The 16,353-nt window shown below is 70.9% G+C and carries 14 protein-coding genes and 2 tRNA genes; 1 reads left to right on the forward strand and 15 read right to left on the reverse strand.

The features are described from left to right. Positions 1 to 501: 501 nt before the first annotated feature. The 12 genes from ACFVS9_RS09880 to ACFVS9_RS09935 form a co-directional block, all read right to left on the reverse strand. A complete protein-coding gene (locus ACFVS9_RS09880; RefSeq protein WP_389931283.1) occupies positions 502 to 1,347 on the reverse strand; it encodes a DegV family protein in 846 nt (281 codons plus the stop codon). Positions 1,348 to 1,591: 244 nt separating this feature from the next. Next, a complete protein-coding gene (locus ACFVS9_RS09885) occupies positions 1,592 to 2,296 on the reverse strand; it encodes a hypothetical protein (protein WP_383113275.1) in 705 nt (234 codons plus the stop codon). Positions 2,297 to 2,572: 276 nt separating this feature from the next. Next, the gene (leuS, locus tag ACFVS9_RS09890; RefSeq protein WP_389931284.1) at positions 2,573 to 5,446 is read right to left on the reverse strand and encodes a leucine--tRNA ligase; all 2,874 of its coding nucleotides are present in this window, start codon (positions 5,444 to 5,446) and stop codon (positions 2,573 to 2,575) included. A 446-nt stretch (positions 5,447 to 5,892) separates the two neighbouring features. After that, positions 5,893 to 5,965 (reverse strand) — tRNA-Ala (locus tag ACFVS9_RS09895). 157 nt (positions 5,966 to 6,122) lie between these two features. Then, positions 6,123 to 6,356, reverse strand: coding sequence for a hypothetical protein (locus ACFVS9_RS09900; RefSeq protein WP_033305681.1), 234 nt, complete (start codon positions 6,354 to 6,356; stop codon positions 6,123 to 6,125). A 439-nt stretch (positions 6,357 to 6,795) separates the two neighbouring features. Next, positions 6,796 to 6,868: transfer RNA gene (locus tag ACFVS9_RS09905), tRNA-Ala, on the reverse strand. A gap of 116 nt (positions 6,869 to 6,984) precedes the next feature. Further along, positions 6,985 to 7,638, reverse strand: a complete 654-nt coding sequence (locus tag ACFVS9_RS09910; protein WP_383113340.1) for a histidine phosphatase family protein — start codon at positions 7,636 to 7,638, stop codon at positions 6,985 to 6,987. Beyond that, positions 7,635 to 8,066: a ribosome silencing factor gene (rsfS, locus tag ACFVS9_RS09915; protein ID WP_383113277.1), complete on the reverse strand. Its 432-nt coding sequence runs from the start codon at positions 8,064 to 8,066 to the stop codon at positions 7,635 to 7,637. The genes ACFVS9_RS09910 and rsfS overlap by 4 nt, the downstream gene beginning before the upstream one ends. 83 nt (positions 8,067 to 8,149) lie before the next feature. Then, positions 8,150 to 9,922: an LCP family protein gene (locus tag ACFVS9_RS09920; RefSeq protein WP_389931285.1), complete on the reverse strand. Its 1,773-nt coding sequence runs from the start codon at positions 9,920 to 9,922 to the stop codon at positions 8,150 to 8,152. A gap of 19 nt (positions 9,923 to 9,941) precedes the next feature. Beyond that, positions 9,942 to 10,559, reverse strand: a complete 618-nt coding sequence (gene nadD, locus ACFVS9_RS09925; RefSeq protein WP_383113279.1) for a nicotinate-nucleotide adenylyltransferase — start codon at positions 10,557 to 10,559, stop codon at positions 9,942 to 9,944. A 46-nt stretch (positions 10,560 to 10,605) separates the two neighbouring features. Then, positions 10,606 to 10,767 (reverse strand): hypothetical protein, encoded by a 162-nt coding sequence (locus tag ACFVS9_RS09930; protein ID WP_383113280.1) that lies wholly within the window; start codon positions 10,765 to 10,767, stop codon positions 10,606 to 10,608. 84 nt (positions 10,768 to 10,851) lie between these two features. Beyond that, the gene (locus ACFVS9_RS09935; RefSeq protein WP_383113281.1) at positions 10,852 to 11,004 is read right to left on the reverse strand and encodes a hypothetical protein; all 153 of its coding nucleotides are present in this window, start codon (positions 11,002 to 11,004) and stop codon (positions 10,852 to 10,854) included. 110 nt (positions 11,005 to 11,114) lie between these two features. Between ACFVS9_RS09935 and ACFVS9_RS09940 the strand changes: the two genes are divergently transcribed. Continuing rightward, positions 11,115 to 12,275 carry a M48 family metallopeptidase gene (locus tag ACFVS9_RS09940; RefSeq protein ID WP_389931286.1) on the forward strand — a complete coding sequence of 387 codons (1,161 nt, stop codon included), beginning with the start codon at positions 11,115 to 11,117 and terminating at the stop codon, positions 12,273 to 12,275. Here the strand turns inward: ACFVS9_RS09940 and ACFVS9_RS09945 are convergent. The 3 genes from ACFVS9_RS09945 to ACFVS9_RS09955 all read right to left on the reverse strand — a co-directional run bounded on the left by ACFVS9_RS09945 (position 12,208) and on the right by ACFVS9_RS09955 (position 15,963). After that, positions 12,208 to 13,329: a hypothetical protein gene (locus tag ACFVS9_RS09945; protein ID WP_389931287.1), complete on the reverse strand. Its 1,122-nt coding sequence runs from the start codon at positions 13,327 to 13,329 to the stop codon at positions 12,208 to 12,210. The genes ACFVS9_RS09940 and ACFVS9_RS09945 overlap by 68 nt on opposite strands. A gap of 329 nt (positions 13,330 to 13,658) precedes the next feature. After that, complete coding sequence (locus tag ACFVS9_RS09950; RefSeq protein WP_383113284.1) at positions 13,659 to 14,264, reverse strand: hypothetical protein; 606 nt, start codon at positions 14,262 to 14,264, stop codon at positions 13,659 to 13,661. 415 nt (positions 14,265 to 14,679) lie between these two features. Continuing rightward, on the reverse strand, positions 14,680 to 15,963 hold the full coding sequence (locus tag ACFVS9_RS09955; protein WP_383113285.1) for a glutamate-5-semialdehyde dehydrogenase: 1,284 nt from the start codon (positions 15,961 to 15,963) through the stop codon (positions 14,680 to 14,682). Positions 15,964 to 16,353 lie beyond the last annotated feature (390 nt).

A 16,353-nucleotide genomic window follows, 5' to 3' on the forward strand; every position in this document is an offset into this window, starting at 1 on the left:
ACTGCCGAGGCGGCCTTGACGGGACGGTCGGCTGCCATGAGGGCGTCCGCCCGGAGCCGGGAAGCGGCCGCGACCCGGGCGTCCGGCCCGCGCGCCAGGCGTCGTCGGCGTCCGTGCCGGGCCCCGGACGTCATGCCGGGCGAAGTACCGGCCGCACCGGCGGGACGCACGCCCGGCCTGTTCCGGGCGTGCACCGCCCGGCCGGCCCCGCGCGGCACCCGGTGCGCGGCCCCGGGTTCCGCCGGGTGACCGGGCGGGTCCATGGCCGCGTGCGCCGGGAGATCCGCGAGCCGGTGCGCGGCCGGGTTCGCAGCACTCCAGGAGACGCCGTCGGAAGGACTCCGCGGCTGCTCAGGGGCGGGCGCGGGGCTGATGGGGGGAAGTGGTCGGAAGGTCATGTCTCACGACGCTAGACACTTCCGCGAGAATCCGCTGATACGCCCTACATCCGGTGGATAACTGGCCAGTTGTGGATAACGGCGTCACCCGCGGGGGTGGGATTCAGCGTGGTGCGACCACGGCTCCCAGCAGCCCCGGCCCGGTGTGCGCCCCGATCACGGCGCCGACCTCGCTCACGTGCAGATCGACCAGTCCCGGCACCCGCTCGCTCAGCCGTTGCGCCAGTCGCTCGGCCCCGTCAGGGTCGGCAAGGTGGTGGACCGCGATGTCCACCGCGCCCTCACCGGCCCGCGCGGCGACGATCTCCTCGAGCCGCGCGATCGCCTTGGACGCGGTCCGCACCTTCTCCAGCATCTCGATGCGGCCGCCGTCGAGCTGGAGCAGTGGTTTCACGGCCAGGGCGGAACCCAGCAGCGCCTGCGCGGCCCCGATACGGCCGCCCCGGCGGAGGTAGTCGAGCGTGTCCACGTAGAAGAACGCCGCCGTGCCCGCCGCCCGCTTCTCGGCCGCCGCGACCGCCTCGTCCGGGCCGCCGCCGGCCTCGCCCGCCTCGGCAGCGGCCAGCGCGCAGAAGCCCAGGGCCATGGCGACCATGCCGGTGTCGACCACACGGACCGGCACGGGCGCGTCCTTCGCGGCGAGGACCGCGGCGTCGTACGTGCCGGAGAACTCGGCCGAGAGGTGAAGGGAAACGATGCTGCTGGCCCCCGCGTCGGCGACGGCGCGGTACGTGGCGGCGAAGACTTCCGGGCTGGGCCGTGACGTCGTCACCGAACGGCGCTTCTGCAGTGCCAGAGCCAGCGACCGGGCCGAGATCTCCGTGCCTTCCTCCAGGGCCTGATCACCCAGAACGACGGTCAGCGGCACCGCTGTGATGCCGTGCCGTTCCATCGTCTGGGGCGGCAGGTAGGCCGTTGAATCGGTGACGATCGCGACATGGCGGGACATGAGCCGGAGGTTACCTTCCGGGGCGTGAGCGTGGCAGCCCGGGACCGGCCTGCTGATCATTTTCGGTCGGTCCGGAGTCGGTCTCCGGACCTACCCTTTACGTCTTCGAAGGTGTTCAGCGCACGTGCGTTCAAACCCCAAGATCGTCGCGCATCCACGGCTGTCGAGCTCGCCCCGTGCGGCCCTCACGCATCCCCCGTGACCGCCCGGCCGCAGGGGATGCGGCCTCACCGGCCGCGGGAGGTCAGTTCGTGGTCTCCGGCCTGGCCGACTTGTGCCACGGATAGCCCGTGCGCGGCCGCGGATCCGGAGGGGTGAGTGACGGCGGTACCGGTGAGGTGTGCGCGCCGGCCGGTCCGCCGCGGCTCTGCCCGGCACCCTCGTCCCGGGCGGCCGAGGGTTCCTCGGTGGTCCAGTGCCGCAGGGCACCGGCCTCCAGATCGATCTGGGCGTTGAGTGCGGCCAGGTCGTCGTCCGCGAACTGCCTGGCACGGTCTCGCGCCGCCCAGCGCAGCGATTCCGCCGAGTGCGTGATGCGCTCGGTGCGCTCCTTCAGGCCCGGCAGCAGCGAGGCCACCGTCGCCCGGTCCGGCTCGCGTTCCAGTCGCTTGAGGTCGTTGTCGAGCTCATGCCCGTGCGCGCTCAGGCGCTGGAAGAGCCCGAGCGACTCCGAGAGGGAGGCGTCCTCCGCCACCCCGGCGTTCAGGGCGTCCTGGGTGGCCCGCATCGATGTGCGCAGCACGAGTCTGAGCTGGGCGAGCTCGCCCGCCACACCCGGCTGGCTGTAGCTCCTGGCCCGCAGCGTGGTGTCCTCCACGGAGCGGCGTGCCTGGGTGATCGTCCGGTCGACACCGCGCTTGGCCGCGCGCACCGTCTTCACACCGGCGTACACCCCGAGCGCCAGGAATGCCACGAACAGCAGCGTCACGATCAGGATCACGGCTTCCATGAACGCCCCTCGGTCGTCGGAATCGGCTGCGGTGTGCGGTCGCCCCTTCCACCGTAAACGGAACGGGCAGGCCGCGGGTTCCTCCGGAACCCCCAACCTGCCCGTAGGGGAAAGCCCTGGCACGTCCGTACGGACAGCCCGGCGCCGTCACGCGGGCGGCGCCCGGGCCTCCGGCCGTCCTGCCCCCGCAGAGCCGCCGGACCCGCCATGGGCCCTCGGCCGCCCTCAGAGGAAGCGGCCCGGGGCTCCCTCACGCGGAGGGAGCCCCGGATCCCGTCACGCGGGGACGATGTTGACGAGCTTCGGTGCCCGCACGATCACCTTGCGGATCCCGGCCCCGCCCAGCGCGGCGACGACGTTCTCGTCCGCCAGGGCCAGCGCCTCCAGCTCCTCGTCCGAGATCGACGGGGAGATCTCCAGACGGGCCTTGACCTTGCCCTTGATCTGCACCACGCAGGTCACGGTCTCGTCCACGACGTACGCCGGGTCGGCGACCGGGAAGTCCTGGTGCACCACGGACCCGGTGTGGCCCAGCCGGTGCCACAGCTCCTCCGCCACATGGGGCGCCAGCGGCGCCACCAGCAGGACCAGCCGCTCGGCGACCGAGCGGGACAGCGGACCGCCCACCTTCGTCAGGTGGTTGTTCAGCTCGGTGACCTTGGCGATCGCGGTGTTGAAGCGCATCCCGGCCATGTCCTGGCCGACACCGTCGATGGCCTTGTGCAGCGCCCGCAGCGTGTCCTCGCCGGGCTCCGCGTCCACGACGGTGACCTCACCGGTCTCCTCGTCGACGATGTTGCGCCACAGCCGCTGCAGCAGCCGGTACTGGCCGACCACGGCCCGGGTGTCCCACGGGCGCGAGACGTCCAGCGGTCCCATGGCCATCTCGTACAGCCGCAGGGTGTCCGCCCCGTACTCGCCGCAGATCTCGTCGGGCGTCACGGCGTTCTTGAGGGACTTGCCCATCTTGCCCAGGACGCGGCTGACCTTCTCGCCGGCGTGGTAGTACGCCCCGTCGCGCTCCTCGACCTCGGCGGCCGGGACCGCGATACCGCGGCTGTCCCGGTAGACGAAGGCCTGGATCATGCCCTGGTTGTACAGCTTGTGGAACGGCTCGGCGGACGAGATGTGCCCCAGGTCGTGCAGCACCTTGGACCAGAAACGCGCGTACAGCAGGTGCAGTACGGCGTGCTCGGCGCCGCCGACGTACAGGTCGACACCGCCGGTGGGCTGCCCCTCGCGCGGCCCCATCCAGTACTGCTCGATCGCCGGGTCGACCAGCCGCTGGTCGTTGTCCGGGTCCAGGTAGCGCAGCTCGTACCAGCAGGAACCGGCCCAGTTCGGCATGGTGTTGGTCTCACGGCGGTAACGCCGCGGGCCGGCGCCGTCGCCGAGGTCCAGGGTGACGTTGACCCAGTCGGCGTTCCGCGACAGCGGGGTCTCGGGCTGCGTGTCGGCGTCCTCCGGGTCGAAGGTGCGCGGCGAGTAGTCCTCGACCTCGGGCAGCTCCAGCGGCAGCATCGACTCGGGCAGCGGGTGGGCGATGCCCTCCTCGTCGTACACGATCGGGAAGGGCTCGCCCCAGTAGCGCTGGCGGCTGAACAGCCAGTCGCGCAGCCGGAAGTTGACGGTGCCCTCGCCGACGCCCCGCTCCTTCAGCCACTCGGTGATCTTCGCCTTGGCCTCGGCGACGCCCAGGCCGTCCAGCGAGATCTCGTCGTTCGAGGAGTTGACCAGCTTCGCGTCGTACGAACCGAAGGCGTCGTCCCAGGTGGAGGCGTCCGTGCCACGGTCGTCCGACGGCTCGACCACACAGCGCATCGGCAGCTCGAAGGCGCGCGCGAAGGCGAAGTCGCGCGCGTCGTGCGCCGGTACCGCCATGATCGCGCCGGTGCCGTACCCCATGAGGACGTAGTCGGCGATGAAGACCGGTACCTTGTCGCCGCTGACCGGGTTGGTCGCGTACGCCCCGGTGAAGACGCCGGTCTTGTCCTTGGCCTCGGCCTGGCGCTCCACGTCGGACTTGGCTGCGGCCTGCTTGCGGTACGCCGTGACGGCCTCGGCGGGGCTCGTGTGACCGCCGGTCCAGACCGGGTGGGTGCCCTCGGGCCAGGCGGCGGGGATGATCCGCTCGACCAGCTCGTGTTCGGGCGCCAGCACCATGTAGGTGGCGCCGAACAGGGTGTCCTGACGGGTGGTGAAGACGGTGATGTCTCCGGCGCCGTCGACGGGGAAGTCGACGCGCGCGCCCTCGGAACGGCCGATCCAGTTGCGCTGCTGCAGCTTGATGGCCTCGGGCCAGTCCAGCCCGTCCAGGTCGTTCAGCAGCCGGTCCGCATAGGCGGTGATGCGCATGTTCCACTGGCGCAGCTTGGCCTTGAAGACCGGGAAGTTCCCGCGCTCGGAGCGGCCGTCGGCCGTCACCTCTTCGTTGGCCAGTACCGTGCCGAGTCCCGGCGACCAGTTGACGGGCGCGTCGGAGGCGTACGCCAGGCGGTACTCCCCCAGGATGTCGGCGCGGTCGGCCGCGCTCAGCGCACCCCACTCGCGCCCACCGGGAACCGGGCGCTCACCGCTCTCGAACTGGGCGACCAGTTCGGCGATCGGGCGGGCCCGGTCGGCCTCGGTGTCGTACCAGGAGTTGAAGATCTGCAGGAAGATCCACTGCGTCCACCTGTAGTAGTCCGCGTCGATCGTCGCGAAGGAGCGGCGCTTGTCGTGGCCCAGGCCCAGCCGTCGCAGCTGGATCTTCATGTTCTCCATGTTGGCCTCGGTGGAGGCCCGCGGGTGGGTGCCCGTCTGCACGGCGTACTGCTCGGCCGGCAGGCCGAACGCGTCGAAGCCCAGGGTGTGCAGGACGTTGTGCCCGGTCATCCGCTGGTGGCGGGCGTAGACGTCGGTGGCGATGTATCCGAGCGGGTGCCCGACGTGCAGACCGGCACCCGAGGGGTAGGGAAACATGTCCATGACGAAGCGCTTCGGCTTGGCGGCCAGCTCCGGATCGCCCGCCAGGTCACCGGTCGGGTTGGGCGCCTCGTACGTGCCCTCCGCGTCCCAGAAGTCCTGCCAGCGTGCCTCGATGTCGGCGGCCATCGCTGCCGTGTAGCGGTGCGGCGCGGCCACCTCGGCCGCGGTGTTCGTCTCGCTCATGATCCTCAAAGCTCCATCGATCGTCATCTGCCGGCGCCACGTCTACGGACACACGTCTACGGAAACGAAAAATCCCCTCGCACAGGAGGGGACGCCGCGCCGAGTCCGACCAGGCATTCTCACCGGTCGGGAATGATCAGCGCGGCTCGCTAAGCAGAAGGCGTACGGCACGCATGGCGTCAGGGTACCGCACGGGCCCGGAACCCGGCCCGGGACATATCCCGGCGGGCGGCCGCACGCGGTCGCGTCACACCGGGCCGGCAGCCACGTCATCGGCGGCTCCCCGGCGGGGCGGAAGAGCCGGTGGCCGGGCGGACGGCACCGCGCTGTCCGGCCGTCGCGGACGGGAGCGCGGGACTCGTCGACACGGGCAGCCTGGGACGACGAGGAGTGACGTGGACGACAAGAAGCGGGCCATCCGATTCGGATGACCCGCTTCCTCACTGTGGAGCTAAGGAGAATTGAACTCCTGACCTCCTGCATGCCATGCAGGCGCTCTACCAACTGAGCTATAGCCCCGTGCTGTTTGCCGCCCGGTTTCCCTGGCGACATCGAGAACATTACACGGTCCGACCGGCCCATCAAAAATCGTTTCCACTCTGTCCGGATATGACCGGCGAGCGATGCCCTGACCAGCGGTTGCTACGACGGCGACCGTGCCGGCAGAAGGGCCGCGTCAGGCGGTGGCGAAGGAGTAGAAGCGCTTGAGGGTGCAGTGCTCCTCCAGGAGCCTGCCGTAGATCGGCTCCCCCTCGAGTTCCCGGTAGGTCTCGATGGGGTCGCCTTTTATGATCAGCGCCCGCGCGCACTCCTCGCACCAGTACTGGAACTCCGCGTTGACCGGGTCCATGTCCCTGACGATGGGCGTACCACTGCCGCACCAGTCGCATTTCCGCCTGTGCGCACCCATCCGCTCAGCTCCGGGGGTGGCCGCAGGCCGTGCACTCGAAGGGGCCCTCCTGCGGGGCGCCGAGGGAGCGGGTCGCGAGGGGGCCGTGAGCGGTGGAGCCGTGGGTCGCGAGGGGGCCAAGAGGCGGGCCCGGGGCCCGTACGCGGCTCGCAGGCATCGCGCTCCCTCCCGATCGGTCCGTCGCCCCCTCCGGCGCTCCGATTCTGCCATGGCGCCGCAAGGGGGTCAGCCCGACGAGCGCTCCACGGCCCGGCTTTGTCCGGAAGGAAGCCCGCGGGGACGGCCCGCGTACCTGCGGCGACGGCACCGGAGCGCGCCCTCGCCCCTTGTCCCAGGCGGGCCGGGGCAGTTGGGGCACACCAGGAGGGGGCCGCACCACCGGTTCCGCGGAACCGGCAAAAAAAGATCCCGCCCCCTGCCGGGGACGGGATCTTCACTGTGGAGCTAAGGAGAATTGAACTCCTGACCTCCTGCATGCCATGCAGGCGCTCTACCAACTGAGCTATAGCCCCGCTGTCCGCTGTGTTTCCCTGCGTTTCCGCGCTGCGAACAAGAAGAACTTTAGCCTGCGACGAGCCGGAAAGTGAAATCCGGCCCCCGCCGCCCGGAGGGAGCCTCCGGGCGCCCGCTAATCGTCGTCCCCGAGCACCGGTTCGGGGAGCGTCCCGGCGTTGTGCTCGAGCAGGCGCCAGCCACGCGCTCCTTCGCCCAGCACGGACCAGCAGCAGTTGGAAAGCCCTCCGAGCCCCTCCCAGTGGTGGGACTCGAGCCCGAGCAGGCGGCCGATGGTCGTGCGGATCGTGCCTCCGTGGCTCACGACGACGAGCGTGCCCGCGTCGGGCAGCTTCCCGGCGTGCTCCAGCACGACGGGCGCCGCCCGGTCGGCGACCTCGGTCTCCAGCTCGCCACCGCCCCTGCGGACCGGCTCACCGCGCTTCCACGCGGCGTACTGATCGCCGTACTGACCGACGATCTCCTCGTGCGTGAGGCCCTGCCAGGCGCCCGCGTACGTCTCACGCAGCGCGGAGTCGTGTGCGACGCCGAGGCCGGTGACCGCGGCGAGCTCGGCCGCCGTGGCCGCGGCCCGCCGCAGGTCGGACGCCACGATCGCGGCCGGCTGCAGCGAGGCGAGCAGCCGGGCGGCGCGGCGGGCCTGGCCGACGCCGGTCTCGGTCAGCTCGATGTCCGTGGACCCCTGGAAGCGGCGCTCCAGGTTCCACGCCGTCTGGCCGTGGCGCCAGAGGACGATCTTGCGGCCCCTGCCGCTCCCGCTGCCGTTCAGCTCTGGTCACCTTCCGTGCCGCCGTTGAGCTGGGCGTGCTCCTCGGCCTTGCCCTTGGTCTTGACCGCGTCCTCGGGGAGAGCGATCTCGGGGCAGTCCTTCCACAGGCGTTCGAGCGCGTAGAAGACGCGCTCCTCGCTGTGCTGGACGTGGATCACGATGTCGACGTAGTCGAGGAGGATCCAGCGGGCGTCGCGGTCGCCCTCGCGGCGTACCGGCTTGGCGCCGAGCTCCTTCTGCAGCCGCTCCTCGATCTCGTCGACGATCGACTTGACCTGGCGGTCGTTGGGAGCCGAGGCCAGCAGGAAGGCGTCGGTGATCGACAGCACGTCGCTGACGTCGTAGGCGATGATGTCGTGCGCGAGCCGGTCGGCCGCCGCCTGGGCGGCGGCGTTGATGAGCTCGATGGAGCGGTCCGTGGCGGTCACATGCAGGCTTTCGTCGGCGGTCAGATCGACCTCTAGGGTCTCACGGACCGCCGACAGCCCTTACGACATCCGTTCGGCCGTGCTCACGAGGTCTGCTCGGGGATCTTGTAGTCCTGTCCGAGGACGACGGAGACATCGGCGTTCGCGGCGGGGTCGCCCTTCTTGACCGCGCTCTCCGGCAGCCCCAGTGTCTTCGCGACCTCGACGGCCTTCGCCTTGTCCTCCGCGGTCCCGTGGATCACCTCGGACGACGGCGTGGAATCCGCCTTGCCGCTGTCGACGAAGGCGTAGCCGCCGTTGACGAGCTGGACCCTGGCGTACTCGGTGCCCTTCGTGTCACCCGTGGCGTTCTTGATGCCGACGCGTACCGCCGCGCCCTGGTCCGGGGCCTTCACCTTGCCGCCCAGGACGTCCTTGACGACGTTCTCGGTGGCCTTCTCGGTGAGGGTTCCGTCGCTCTGGACCGGGAGCAGCTCCGTCTTGTAGTCGCCCACCTTGGCGTGCCCGGCGAGCTTGGCCAGCGAGGCGCCCAGGTCCTGCTCCGGCAGGGACGGGTCGAGGATCTGCGCGAGCGTCTCGATGGTGACGGTCGCGGCCTTGGGGTCCTCGGACAGCTTGCGCAGCACACTGCGCATGACCTGGCCGAAGCGTGTCAGCTGGTTGGCCTCGGGCTCGCCCTCGCCCTGGTAGGTGGCGTACGCGACGGCCATCGGACCGCTCAGCGTCTGCCCCTCCCCCTTGTTCACGAGGGGCGAGGCGCCCTTCTTGGTGTCGGGGACGGCGGTGTCGGTGTCGACCTCGATGTTGCCGACGAGCTCGACGAGGTTCTCGAGGTACGGGGTGTCGAGGCGCCAGGTGCCGCTGATGCTGGTGCCGAGCAGGGTGTCGATCGCCTCACGGGTGCCGGTGGACCCGTCGTCGTCGACGGACTTGCCGAGCGTGGTGGTGGTTCCGTCCTCACCGGCCACGGCCAGCGAGTTGGGGAGCAGGACGGTGGTGCCCTGGCCCGTGGTGACGTTGTCGACGAGCAGCGCCGTGGAGGTGCCGCCCTTCTTGGTGTTGTGCAGGTGGACGACGATGACGTCCCGCTTCTGCGGCCCCGTCGTCGCGGTGTTCTGCTCGTCCCCGCCGGAGACTCCGGGGATCTTTCCGGCGAACCAGAGGTAGCCCGCTCCGCCGACGACCACCAGGGCCACGACGACTATGAGCGCGACCATCCGGTTGCGCCCGCGCCGGCGGGCCTCCTCCCGCCGCTCGCTGCGGGACTCGGTGAATTTCAGCCAGTCGATGACGTCTTCGGAGTCCTCGTCGGGCTCCTCGATGAAGGAGAACTCCTCCGTGCCGGGGTCGCGGTCGGCTCGGCGCGGTCCGGGAACGGCGGCCTCGGCCGGAGGTTCCGGGTCGCTCCGCGGCGCGGGCACCGGTGGCGGCGCGGCGGCTGTCGGCGCGGCAGGGGCGGCCGGGGCGGCGGCCCACTGCTGGGTCGAGTCGTCGACGGCGGGCTGCTGACCGGTGTCGTAGCCGTACGCGCCGTAGCCGCCGTCGTACGCGTAGCCCTGCTGGGGCTGCTGGGCCTGCTGGGCCTGCTGGGCCTGCTGGCCGGCGTACGGGTCGTACTGCTGCTGGGCCCCGGCGTACGGGTCGTAGCCGTAGCCCTGCTGCGCCTGCCCGTCGTGCTGGGGCTGCTGCTGAGGCTGCTGGGCGTACGGGTCGTACTGCTGCTGGGTTCCGTCGTAGTGCTGCTGTCCCTGCCCCTGCTGCTGTCCCTGCTGCTGATAGACCGGCTGCCCGTACTCGTCGTAGCCGATGATCTGCGGCTGCTGGTACGGGTCGTACGGGTTCTGTCGGTCGTTCACAGGTGCCCCTCTCCGTGGCTCATTCGCCGCGGTACAGCTGGCGCTTGTCGATGTAGCGGACGACACCGTCCGGCACCAGATACCAGACCGGCTCCCCCTGGGCGACCCTGGCACGGCAGTCCGTGGACGAGATCGCCAGCGCGGGCACCTCCACCAGCGAGACCCCGCCCTTCGGCAGCCCGTCGTCCGTCAGCAGATGCCCCGGGCGGGTCACGCCGATGAAGTGGGAGAGCGAGAAGAGCTCCTCGGCGTCCCGCCAGGTGAGGATCTGGGACAGGGCGTCGGCGCCGGTGATGAAGAAGAGGTCGGCGTCGCCGTGTGCGGTGCGCAGGTCCCGCAGGGTGTCGATCGTGTACGTCGGTCCACCGCGGTCGATGTCGCTGCGGCTGACCGAGAACTGCGGGTTGGACGCCGTCGCGATGACGGTCATCAGGTAACGGTCCTCGGCCGGGGACACCTGCTTGTGGCTCTTCTGCCAGGGCTGCCCGGTCGGGACGAAGATGACCTCGTCCAGGTGGAAGTGGGCGGCCACTTCACTGGCCGCCACCAGGTGTCCGTGGTGGATCGGGTCAAACGTCCCGCCCATCACGCCGAGTCGGCGCTTGCCGCGGCCGGTAGGCACTTCCTGCTCTCCCATGCGTGCAGACCCTACTGGTACAGCTGTTCGCCTGTTCGCCTCCGCCTCAGCGGTCGCGGTTGAAGCGGGTGGTGATCCACAGGAGGAGGAGGAGCGCGAGGAGCGCGCCGCCGCCGGTGAGGTACGGGCTGAGGCTGTCGTGGTTACCACCCTGCTCGCCTTCTGAGGCGAGGGTGACCAGCTGGTGCGCGGTGCTCGAGAGGCTCATCTTCTGCGGGACCTATCCATCGGGAATCAGGAGGGAGACGTCGGGCACATCGTATGCGGGCCTCACGGGCACGCTCACGCCGACTCAGTCGTTGTTGTCGTCGTTGCGGTATCCGCGCAGCAGGAACCAGGCGAGCAGGGCGGCTCCGACGAGCGCCACGAGCAGCACGACGCGGAGCGTGTTGCCCGGCCCCTGGTCCTCGGACACGGCGGCGAGCATGAAGGCGGTATGCGGCATTCCGGGCGCTCCTCAAAGTTATCCACAGCCCCCCGCACACCGTAGCGCCAGCACATACGCTGGCTTTTGTCAGGGGGACGAGCAACGTCTCGTACGAACAGGGGGCATCCATGACCGACACCGGCCACGAGAGCGTGCCGAGCAGGCACCGCAGGCGATTCCCGGACATCTCCTCACGGACCTACGAACACCCGGCGGACCGCTCGGCCCTGGTGGCCCTGCGCAAGCTGAGCGGTTTCGACACCGTGTTCAAGGCTCTGAGCGGCCTGCTTCCTGAGCGGAGTCTGCGGCTCCTCTTCCTGTCGGACTCCGTCCGGGTGAGCGACGCCCAGTTCGCACACCTCAACGACATGCTGCGGGACGCCTGTTACATCCTGGACCTCGAGAAGGTCCCGCCGATGTACGTGACGCAGAATCCGCAGCCGAACGCCATGTGTATCGGCCTCGACGAGCCGATCATCGTGGTGACCACCGGGCTGGTGGAGCTGCTCGACGAGGAGGAGATGCGGGCCGTCGTCGGTCACGAGGTGGGCCATGCCCTCTCCGGTCATTCGGTGTACCGCACGATATTGCTCTTCCTGACCAGCCTCGCGCTCAAGGTGGCGTGGATCCCGCTCGGCAACGTCGCGATCATGGCGATCGTGACGGCGCTGCGCGAGTGGTTCCGCAAGTCGGAGCTGTCCGCCGACCGGGCCGGGCTGCTGGTGGGGCAGGATCTGCACGCCTCGATGCGCGGCCTGATGAAGATCGCGGGCGGCAACCACCTTCACGAGATGAACGTGGACGCCTTCCTCGCCCAGGCCGACGAGTACGAGAAGAGCGGCGATCTCCGCGACTCGGTGCTGAAGATCCTCAATGTGCTGCCCCGGACGCATCCGTTCACCACGGTCCGGGCGGCGGAGCTGAAGAAGTGGTCGGAGAGCCGGGACTTCCAGCGCATCATGGACGGCCACTACCCCAAGCGGGACGAGGACAGGAACACCTCGGTCACGGACTCCTTCCGTGAGTCCGCGGCGCACTACGCCGACACGGTGCGCACCAGCAAGGACCCGCTGATGAAGCTGGTCGGCGACATCGCGGGCGGCGCCGGCGACCTGGGCGGCAAGCTCCGGGACAAGTTCACCGGCGGGAGCGGCGGGAGCACGGGCGGAGGGGACGGCGGCACGGGCAGGAGCGGCAAGGCCGGTCCGGCGGGGACGGACTCTACGGACGGCTCCGAGGGGACCTGGAGGCGTCCGGGCCCTGAGGAGGACCCTGGGTCGGGGACCTGAGGGTCAGCTTCCCGCAGAGCGCCGCCGCGGGCACTCCCGTGGCGTACGGGTCGGTGCCTCTGGGGCCCTCGGTGTCCGCCCGCTCGCCGGCGAGCAGGGGGTGGAGGGTCCCTGTCGTCCCGGCCGAGCACGACTGAGGACCGGCCTGGACGTAGGCACTGCGGACCTCGAGCCGGTGCAGCCGGATGTCTTCGCGGTCGAACAGGAAGTGCACGACTCGGCGCACGGTGAACAGGGAAGCACCGTCGACCGGGTGCGGGCCGGCCGCGGCGGGCCGCAGCGCGTACGTGAAGGTGTGGTCGGACACCACCTCCAGGGTGTCCGCGCCCGCCTCCGCGTAGGTGAGGGTGCCCTGGACCCTGATGTCGGGGTCGGCCAGCTCCACCTCCGCGGGGTCGAAGCGCACCAGCCAGCCGGCGGCGCTGTGCCGGCCGTCGTCGGCCGGTGCGTCCATGCTCCGGTCGAACTGCGCCGTCTGGTCGGGGTCGAGCAGCCGTCCGACCGGTCTGACCACCCCGCCGGTGAGTACGTCGGGGTCGAGGGAGGAGTCCACCAGGTAGTCCTTGGCCGTGGTGAGCGCCATGGTCACCTGGCTGTCCGAGAAGTTCTCGGTCCGCCGGACGGGCGGCAGGTTGATGCCTGCGGCGCCCGAGCGGTAGCCCGCGGCGGGGCCGTCGGCGAGGAGGGACTCGGCGGTGCCCCCGGGGACGGTGCCCTCGGGGGCGAGCGGGATCACTGTGGACCGCAGCGGTTCGGCGCTCCTGCCGACGGGTGCGGGGTAGGGGTTGCGGAAGCCGATGTAGACGGCGCTGGCGAAGGCCAGCGCGATCAGCACGACAAGGGCGATACCGGCCCTCGACCGGCGTCGGCGGGTGCCCCGTCCCGGGAGGGAGCGCACGGCGCGGGCGTGCCGGCCCATCCGCTCCTTGGCAGAGAATTCCTGCAGCCTGGCAGCGCGGACGAACGATTCGTCGAAGACGAGTGAGCGGTACTCGTCGTCCCAGCCCGAGGGGTTGTCGGGCGGCCCTTCCGGCGGTTCTCCACGGCCTGTCATGACTTCTCCCGATCTCCGCGCCACCGGCGGGGGCTGGCGCTGGGATCCGCCTCAGCCACTTGGCATCGGGCGGACCTGTCCGTCACGGGTTCGACACATGGACAAGTGGCTGGCCCTCTCCCCGGGGACGGGGACGGAACGAGGGATCACACGGTCATACCTTCAGAGTGGGTCGATCCTCATCAAGGTAAACGCGCCGCAGGTGGGAGCGCAGGTGGAGCGCGGCCGAGAGGGCGCCCGGCGGGGAGGCGGCGCGCAGGTGGAGGGGCCGGGGAGGGGCGGGGGCCGGGGGAGGGGGAGGGCCCCGAAGGAAGGGAAGGCCCGGAAACTCAGGGCGTGCGGGGAACCGCGGACACGGCCGGCAGCGAGTGCTCGGCGGAGACGGAAGGGATCGCCCCTGGGTTGCCGACGCCGACACCGCTGGTAGCGGGGGGTGGCACCTCGTCCTGTCGGCTGCTCCCGGAGCCCCGGTACACGGCGCTGAAGGCGAGCGCCACCATCCCGATCCCCATCAGCACGGCGAGCAGCCAGGCGATCGGCCGGTGCCAGCGGGCCGAGCCACGGTAGGGGCGCAGAGCGCCGCCATGAGGCCCGTAGGGGCCGTTCTCGTCCTCGTGGAAGGCGTCGGGGTCGTCAGGGTCGTACGAGCCGCCGAAGGGTCTCTCGCGGCCGTACACGCCGTCCGGGCCGTATCCGTCCTCGTAGAGGTCGTCGTCCACGGCGCTCGCGCCGGAGCGGGCTCTGCCGGCCTCTGCCTCGGCGCGGGCCTGCGCGGCGGCGAGCAGACGCTCGACCGCGGTGGGTTCGTGGATCTCGGCGGACCTGACGAAGTCCTCGTCGAACACCACGGAGGCGAAGTCCTCGTCCGCGCCCCCGCGGTCGTCGTCGGGCTCCCAGCCGTCCGGGAACGGCTTGCCCCCCACGTCGTCCGGCACAGCTTCAGCGTAGCCCCGGCGGGACGTTTTGGGCAGAGAGCCCGCAAACTCGCCCGTCCCTCCGCGAGCGTCCGCGGCCGGCTCGTCCACTGCCCGATGGCGGCTCGTCCACCCTCCGGCGACGGCTCGTCCACTCTCCGGCGAGGGCTCGTCCGCTCCCCGGTCTCCGCCGCACCGCCGGCGGCTGGTCCGCCGACTGCGGACGGCTGCCCCGCCGCTCCCATCGGCAGCTGCCCCACCGCTCACCGACGGCGGCTCCGCAGACCCCCGACGGCAGCTCCGCAGGCCCCCGACAGGTGCCCCACCGTCCACCGACAGCTGCTCCGGAGACCCGCCGACGGCTGCCCCACCGTCCACCGATCGCTGCTCCGGAGGTCCCCGACAGGTGCCCCGCCGTCCTCCGGCGGCTTGTCCGCTAACGGATGTGGCCGTCCCCGGTGACGATGTACTTGGTCGACGTCAGCTCCGGAAGCCCCATCGGTCCACGGGCGTGCAGCTTCTGCGTGGAGATGCCGATCTCGGCGCCGAATCCGAACTGGCCGCCGTCCGTGAAGCGGGTGGACGCGTTCACGGCGACCGTCGTGGAATCCACCAACTGGGTGAAGCGGCGGGCCGCGGCCTGCGAGGTGGTGACGATCGCCTCGGTGTGGCCGGAGGACCAGAGCCGGATGTGCGCCACGGCGGACTCCAGGGACTCCACGACGGCGGCCGCGATGTCGTACGAGAGGTACTCGGTCTCCCAGTCCTCCGGGGTCGCCGCCACGACGGTCGCCTTCGATCCCTCGGCGTACGCGAGCACCCGTTCGTCCCCGTGCACCGTCACCCCGGCCTCGGCCAGGGCGTCCAGGGCCAGGGGCAGGAAGTCCGCGGCGATGTCCTTGTGGACCAGGAGGGTCTCGGCGGCATTGCAGACGCTCGGGCGCTGCGCCTTGGAGTTGACCAGGATCTCGACGGCCATGGCGAGATCGGTCTGCGCGTCGACGTACACGTGGCAGTTGCCGGTGCCCGTCTCGATGACGGGGACCGTCGACTCCTCCACGACCGTGCGGATCAGGGAGGCGCCGCCACGCGGGATCAGGACGTCGACGAGACCGCGGGCCCGCATCAGTTCGCGCACCGAGTCGCGGTTCTCACCCGGGACGAGCTGTACGGCGTCCGCGGGGAGGCCGGACCCGCCCACCGCGTCGCGGAGCACCCGTACGAGTGCGGTGTTGGAGGCGTACGCCGATGACGATCCGCGCAGCAGCACCGCGTTGCCCGACTTCAGGCAGAGCGCGGCGGCGTCGACGGTCACGTTGGGGCGGGCCTCGTAGATGATGCCGACCACCCCGAGGGGCACCCGTACCTGACGCAGGTCGATGCCGTTGGGGAGGGTGGAGCCCCGGACCACTTCGCCGACCGGGTCGGGCAGCGCCGCCACGTCACGCGCGTCCGCGGCGATGGCGCGGATCCGCTCCGGGGTGAGCGTGAGCCGGTCGACGACCGACTCGCTCGTCCCCGCCTCCCTGGCCCTCGCGACGTCCTCGGCGTTCGCCTCGACGATCTCGCCGGTGCGCACCTCCAGGGCGTCCGCGATCGCCAGCAGGGCGTCGTCCTTCGCCGCGCGCGGGAGTGGCGCGATGTCGTCGGCGGCGGCGCGTGCCCGGTACGCGGCCTGGGCGACCGGGGACATGTTGTCGTACGGCGAAAGCGTGGTCATGCCCGCAGGGTAGTGCGCGTACTGCGGGCGTCCGGCACGTATCCCGTGATGCGAGACGGCCGCGCCGGTGGCTGACGCAGGGCCCGGACCGCTGACGCACAGCTGTGATCACCGACGCACGACCTGGATCCCGGGACGCACAGCCCGGACCGCTGACGCACAGCTGTGATCACCGACCCATGACCTGGATCCGGGGACGCCCAGCCCGGGATCTCCGGACGCACAGCCCCGATCGCCGCCCCCCGAGCCCGGATCCCTGCCGCACAGCCCCGACCGTCGACGCACGAGCCCCGTCCCCGGACGCACAGCGCGGATCGAACGCGGGGTGACCCGCTCGGGCGCGGAGTGGTCCGGCCACGTCGGCCCGGATCGATCACGCCCCGACCCTCG

Origin of the sequence: Streptomyces sp. NPDC058008 (assembly GCF_042886395.1) — a bacterium.
Lineage (GTDB): Bacteria > Actinomycetota > Actinomycetes > Streptomycetales > Streptomycetaceae > Streptomyces.

What these genes read in the sequence shown, in the direction of transcription:
- leuS (WP_389931284.1), bottom strand. Translation starts at nt 5,446, where the DNA reads ATGAGCGAGACGAACACCGCGGCCGAGGTGGCCGCGCCGCACCGCTAC.
- ACFVS9_RS09880 (WP_389931283.1), bottom strand. Translation starts at nt 1,347, where the DNA reads ATGTCCCGCCATGTCGCGATCGTCACCGATTCAACGGCCTACCTGCCG.
- ACFVS9_RS09940 (WP_389931286.1), top strand. Translation starts at nt 11,115, where the DNA reads ATGACCGACACCGGCCACGAGAGCGTGCCGAGCAGGCACCGCAGGCGA.
- ACFVS9_RS09935 (WP_383113281.1), bottom strand. Translation starts at nt 11,004, where the DNA reads ATGCCGCATACCGCCTTCATGCTCGCCGCCGTGTCCGAGGACCAGGGG.
- ACFVS9_RS09945 (WP_389931287.1), bottom strand. Translation starts at nt 13,329, where the DNA reads ATGACAGGCCGTGGAGAACCGCCGGAAGGGCCGCCCGACAACCCCTCG.
- ACFVS9_RS09885 (WP_383113275.1), bottom strand. Translation starts at nt 2,296, where the DNA reads ATGGAAGCCGTGATCCTGATCGTGACGCTGCTGTTCGTGGCATTCCTG.
- ACFVS9_RS09930 (WP_383113280.1), bottom strand. Translation starts at nt 10,767, where the DNA reads ATGAGCCTCTCGAGCACCGCGCACCAGCTGGTCACCCTCGCCTCAGAA.
- nadD (WP_383113279.1), bottom strand. Translation starts at nt 10,559, where the DNA reads ATGGGAGAGCAGGAAGTGCCTACCGGCCGCGGCAAGCGCCGACTCGGC.
- ACFVS9_RS09955 (WP_383113285.1), bottom strand. Translation starts at nt 15,963, where the DNA reads ATGACCACGCTTTCGCCGTACGACAACATGTCCCCGGTCGCCCAGGCC.
- ACFVS9_RS09900 (WP_033305681.1), bottom strand. Translation starts at nt 6,356, where the DNA reads ATGGGTGCGCACAGGCGGAAATGCGACTGGTGCGGCAGTGGTACGCCC.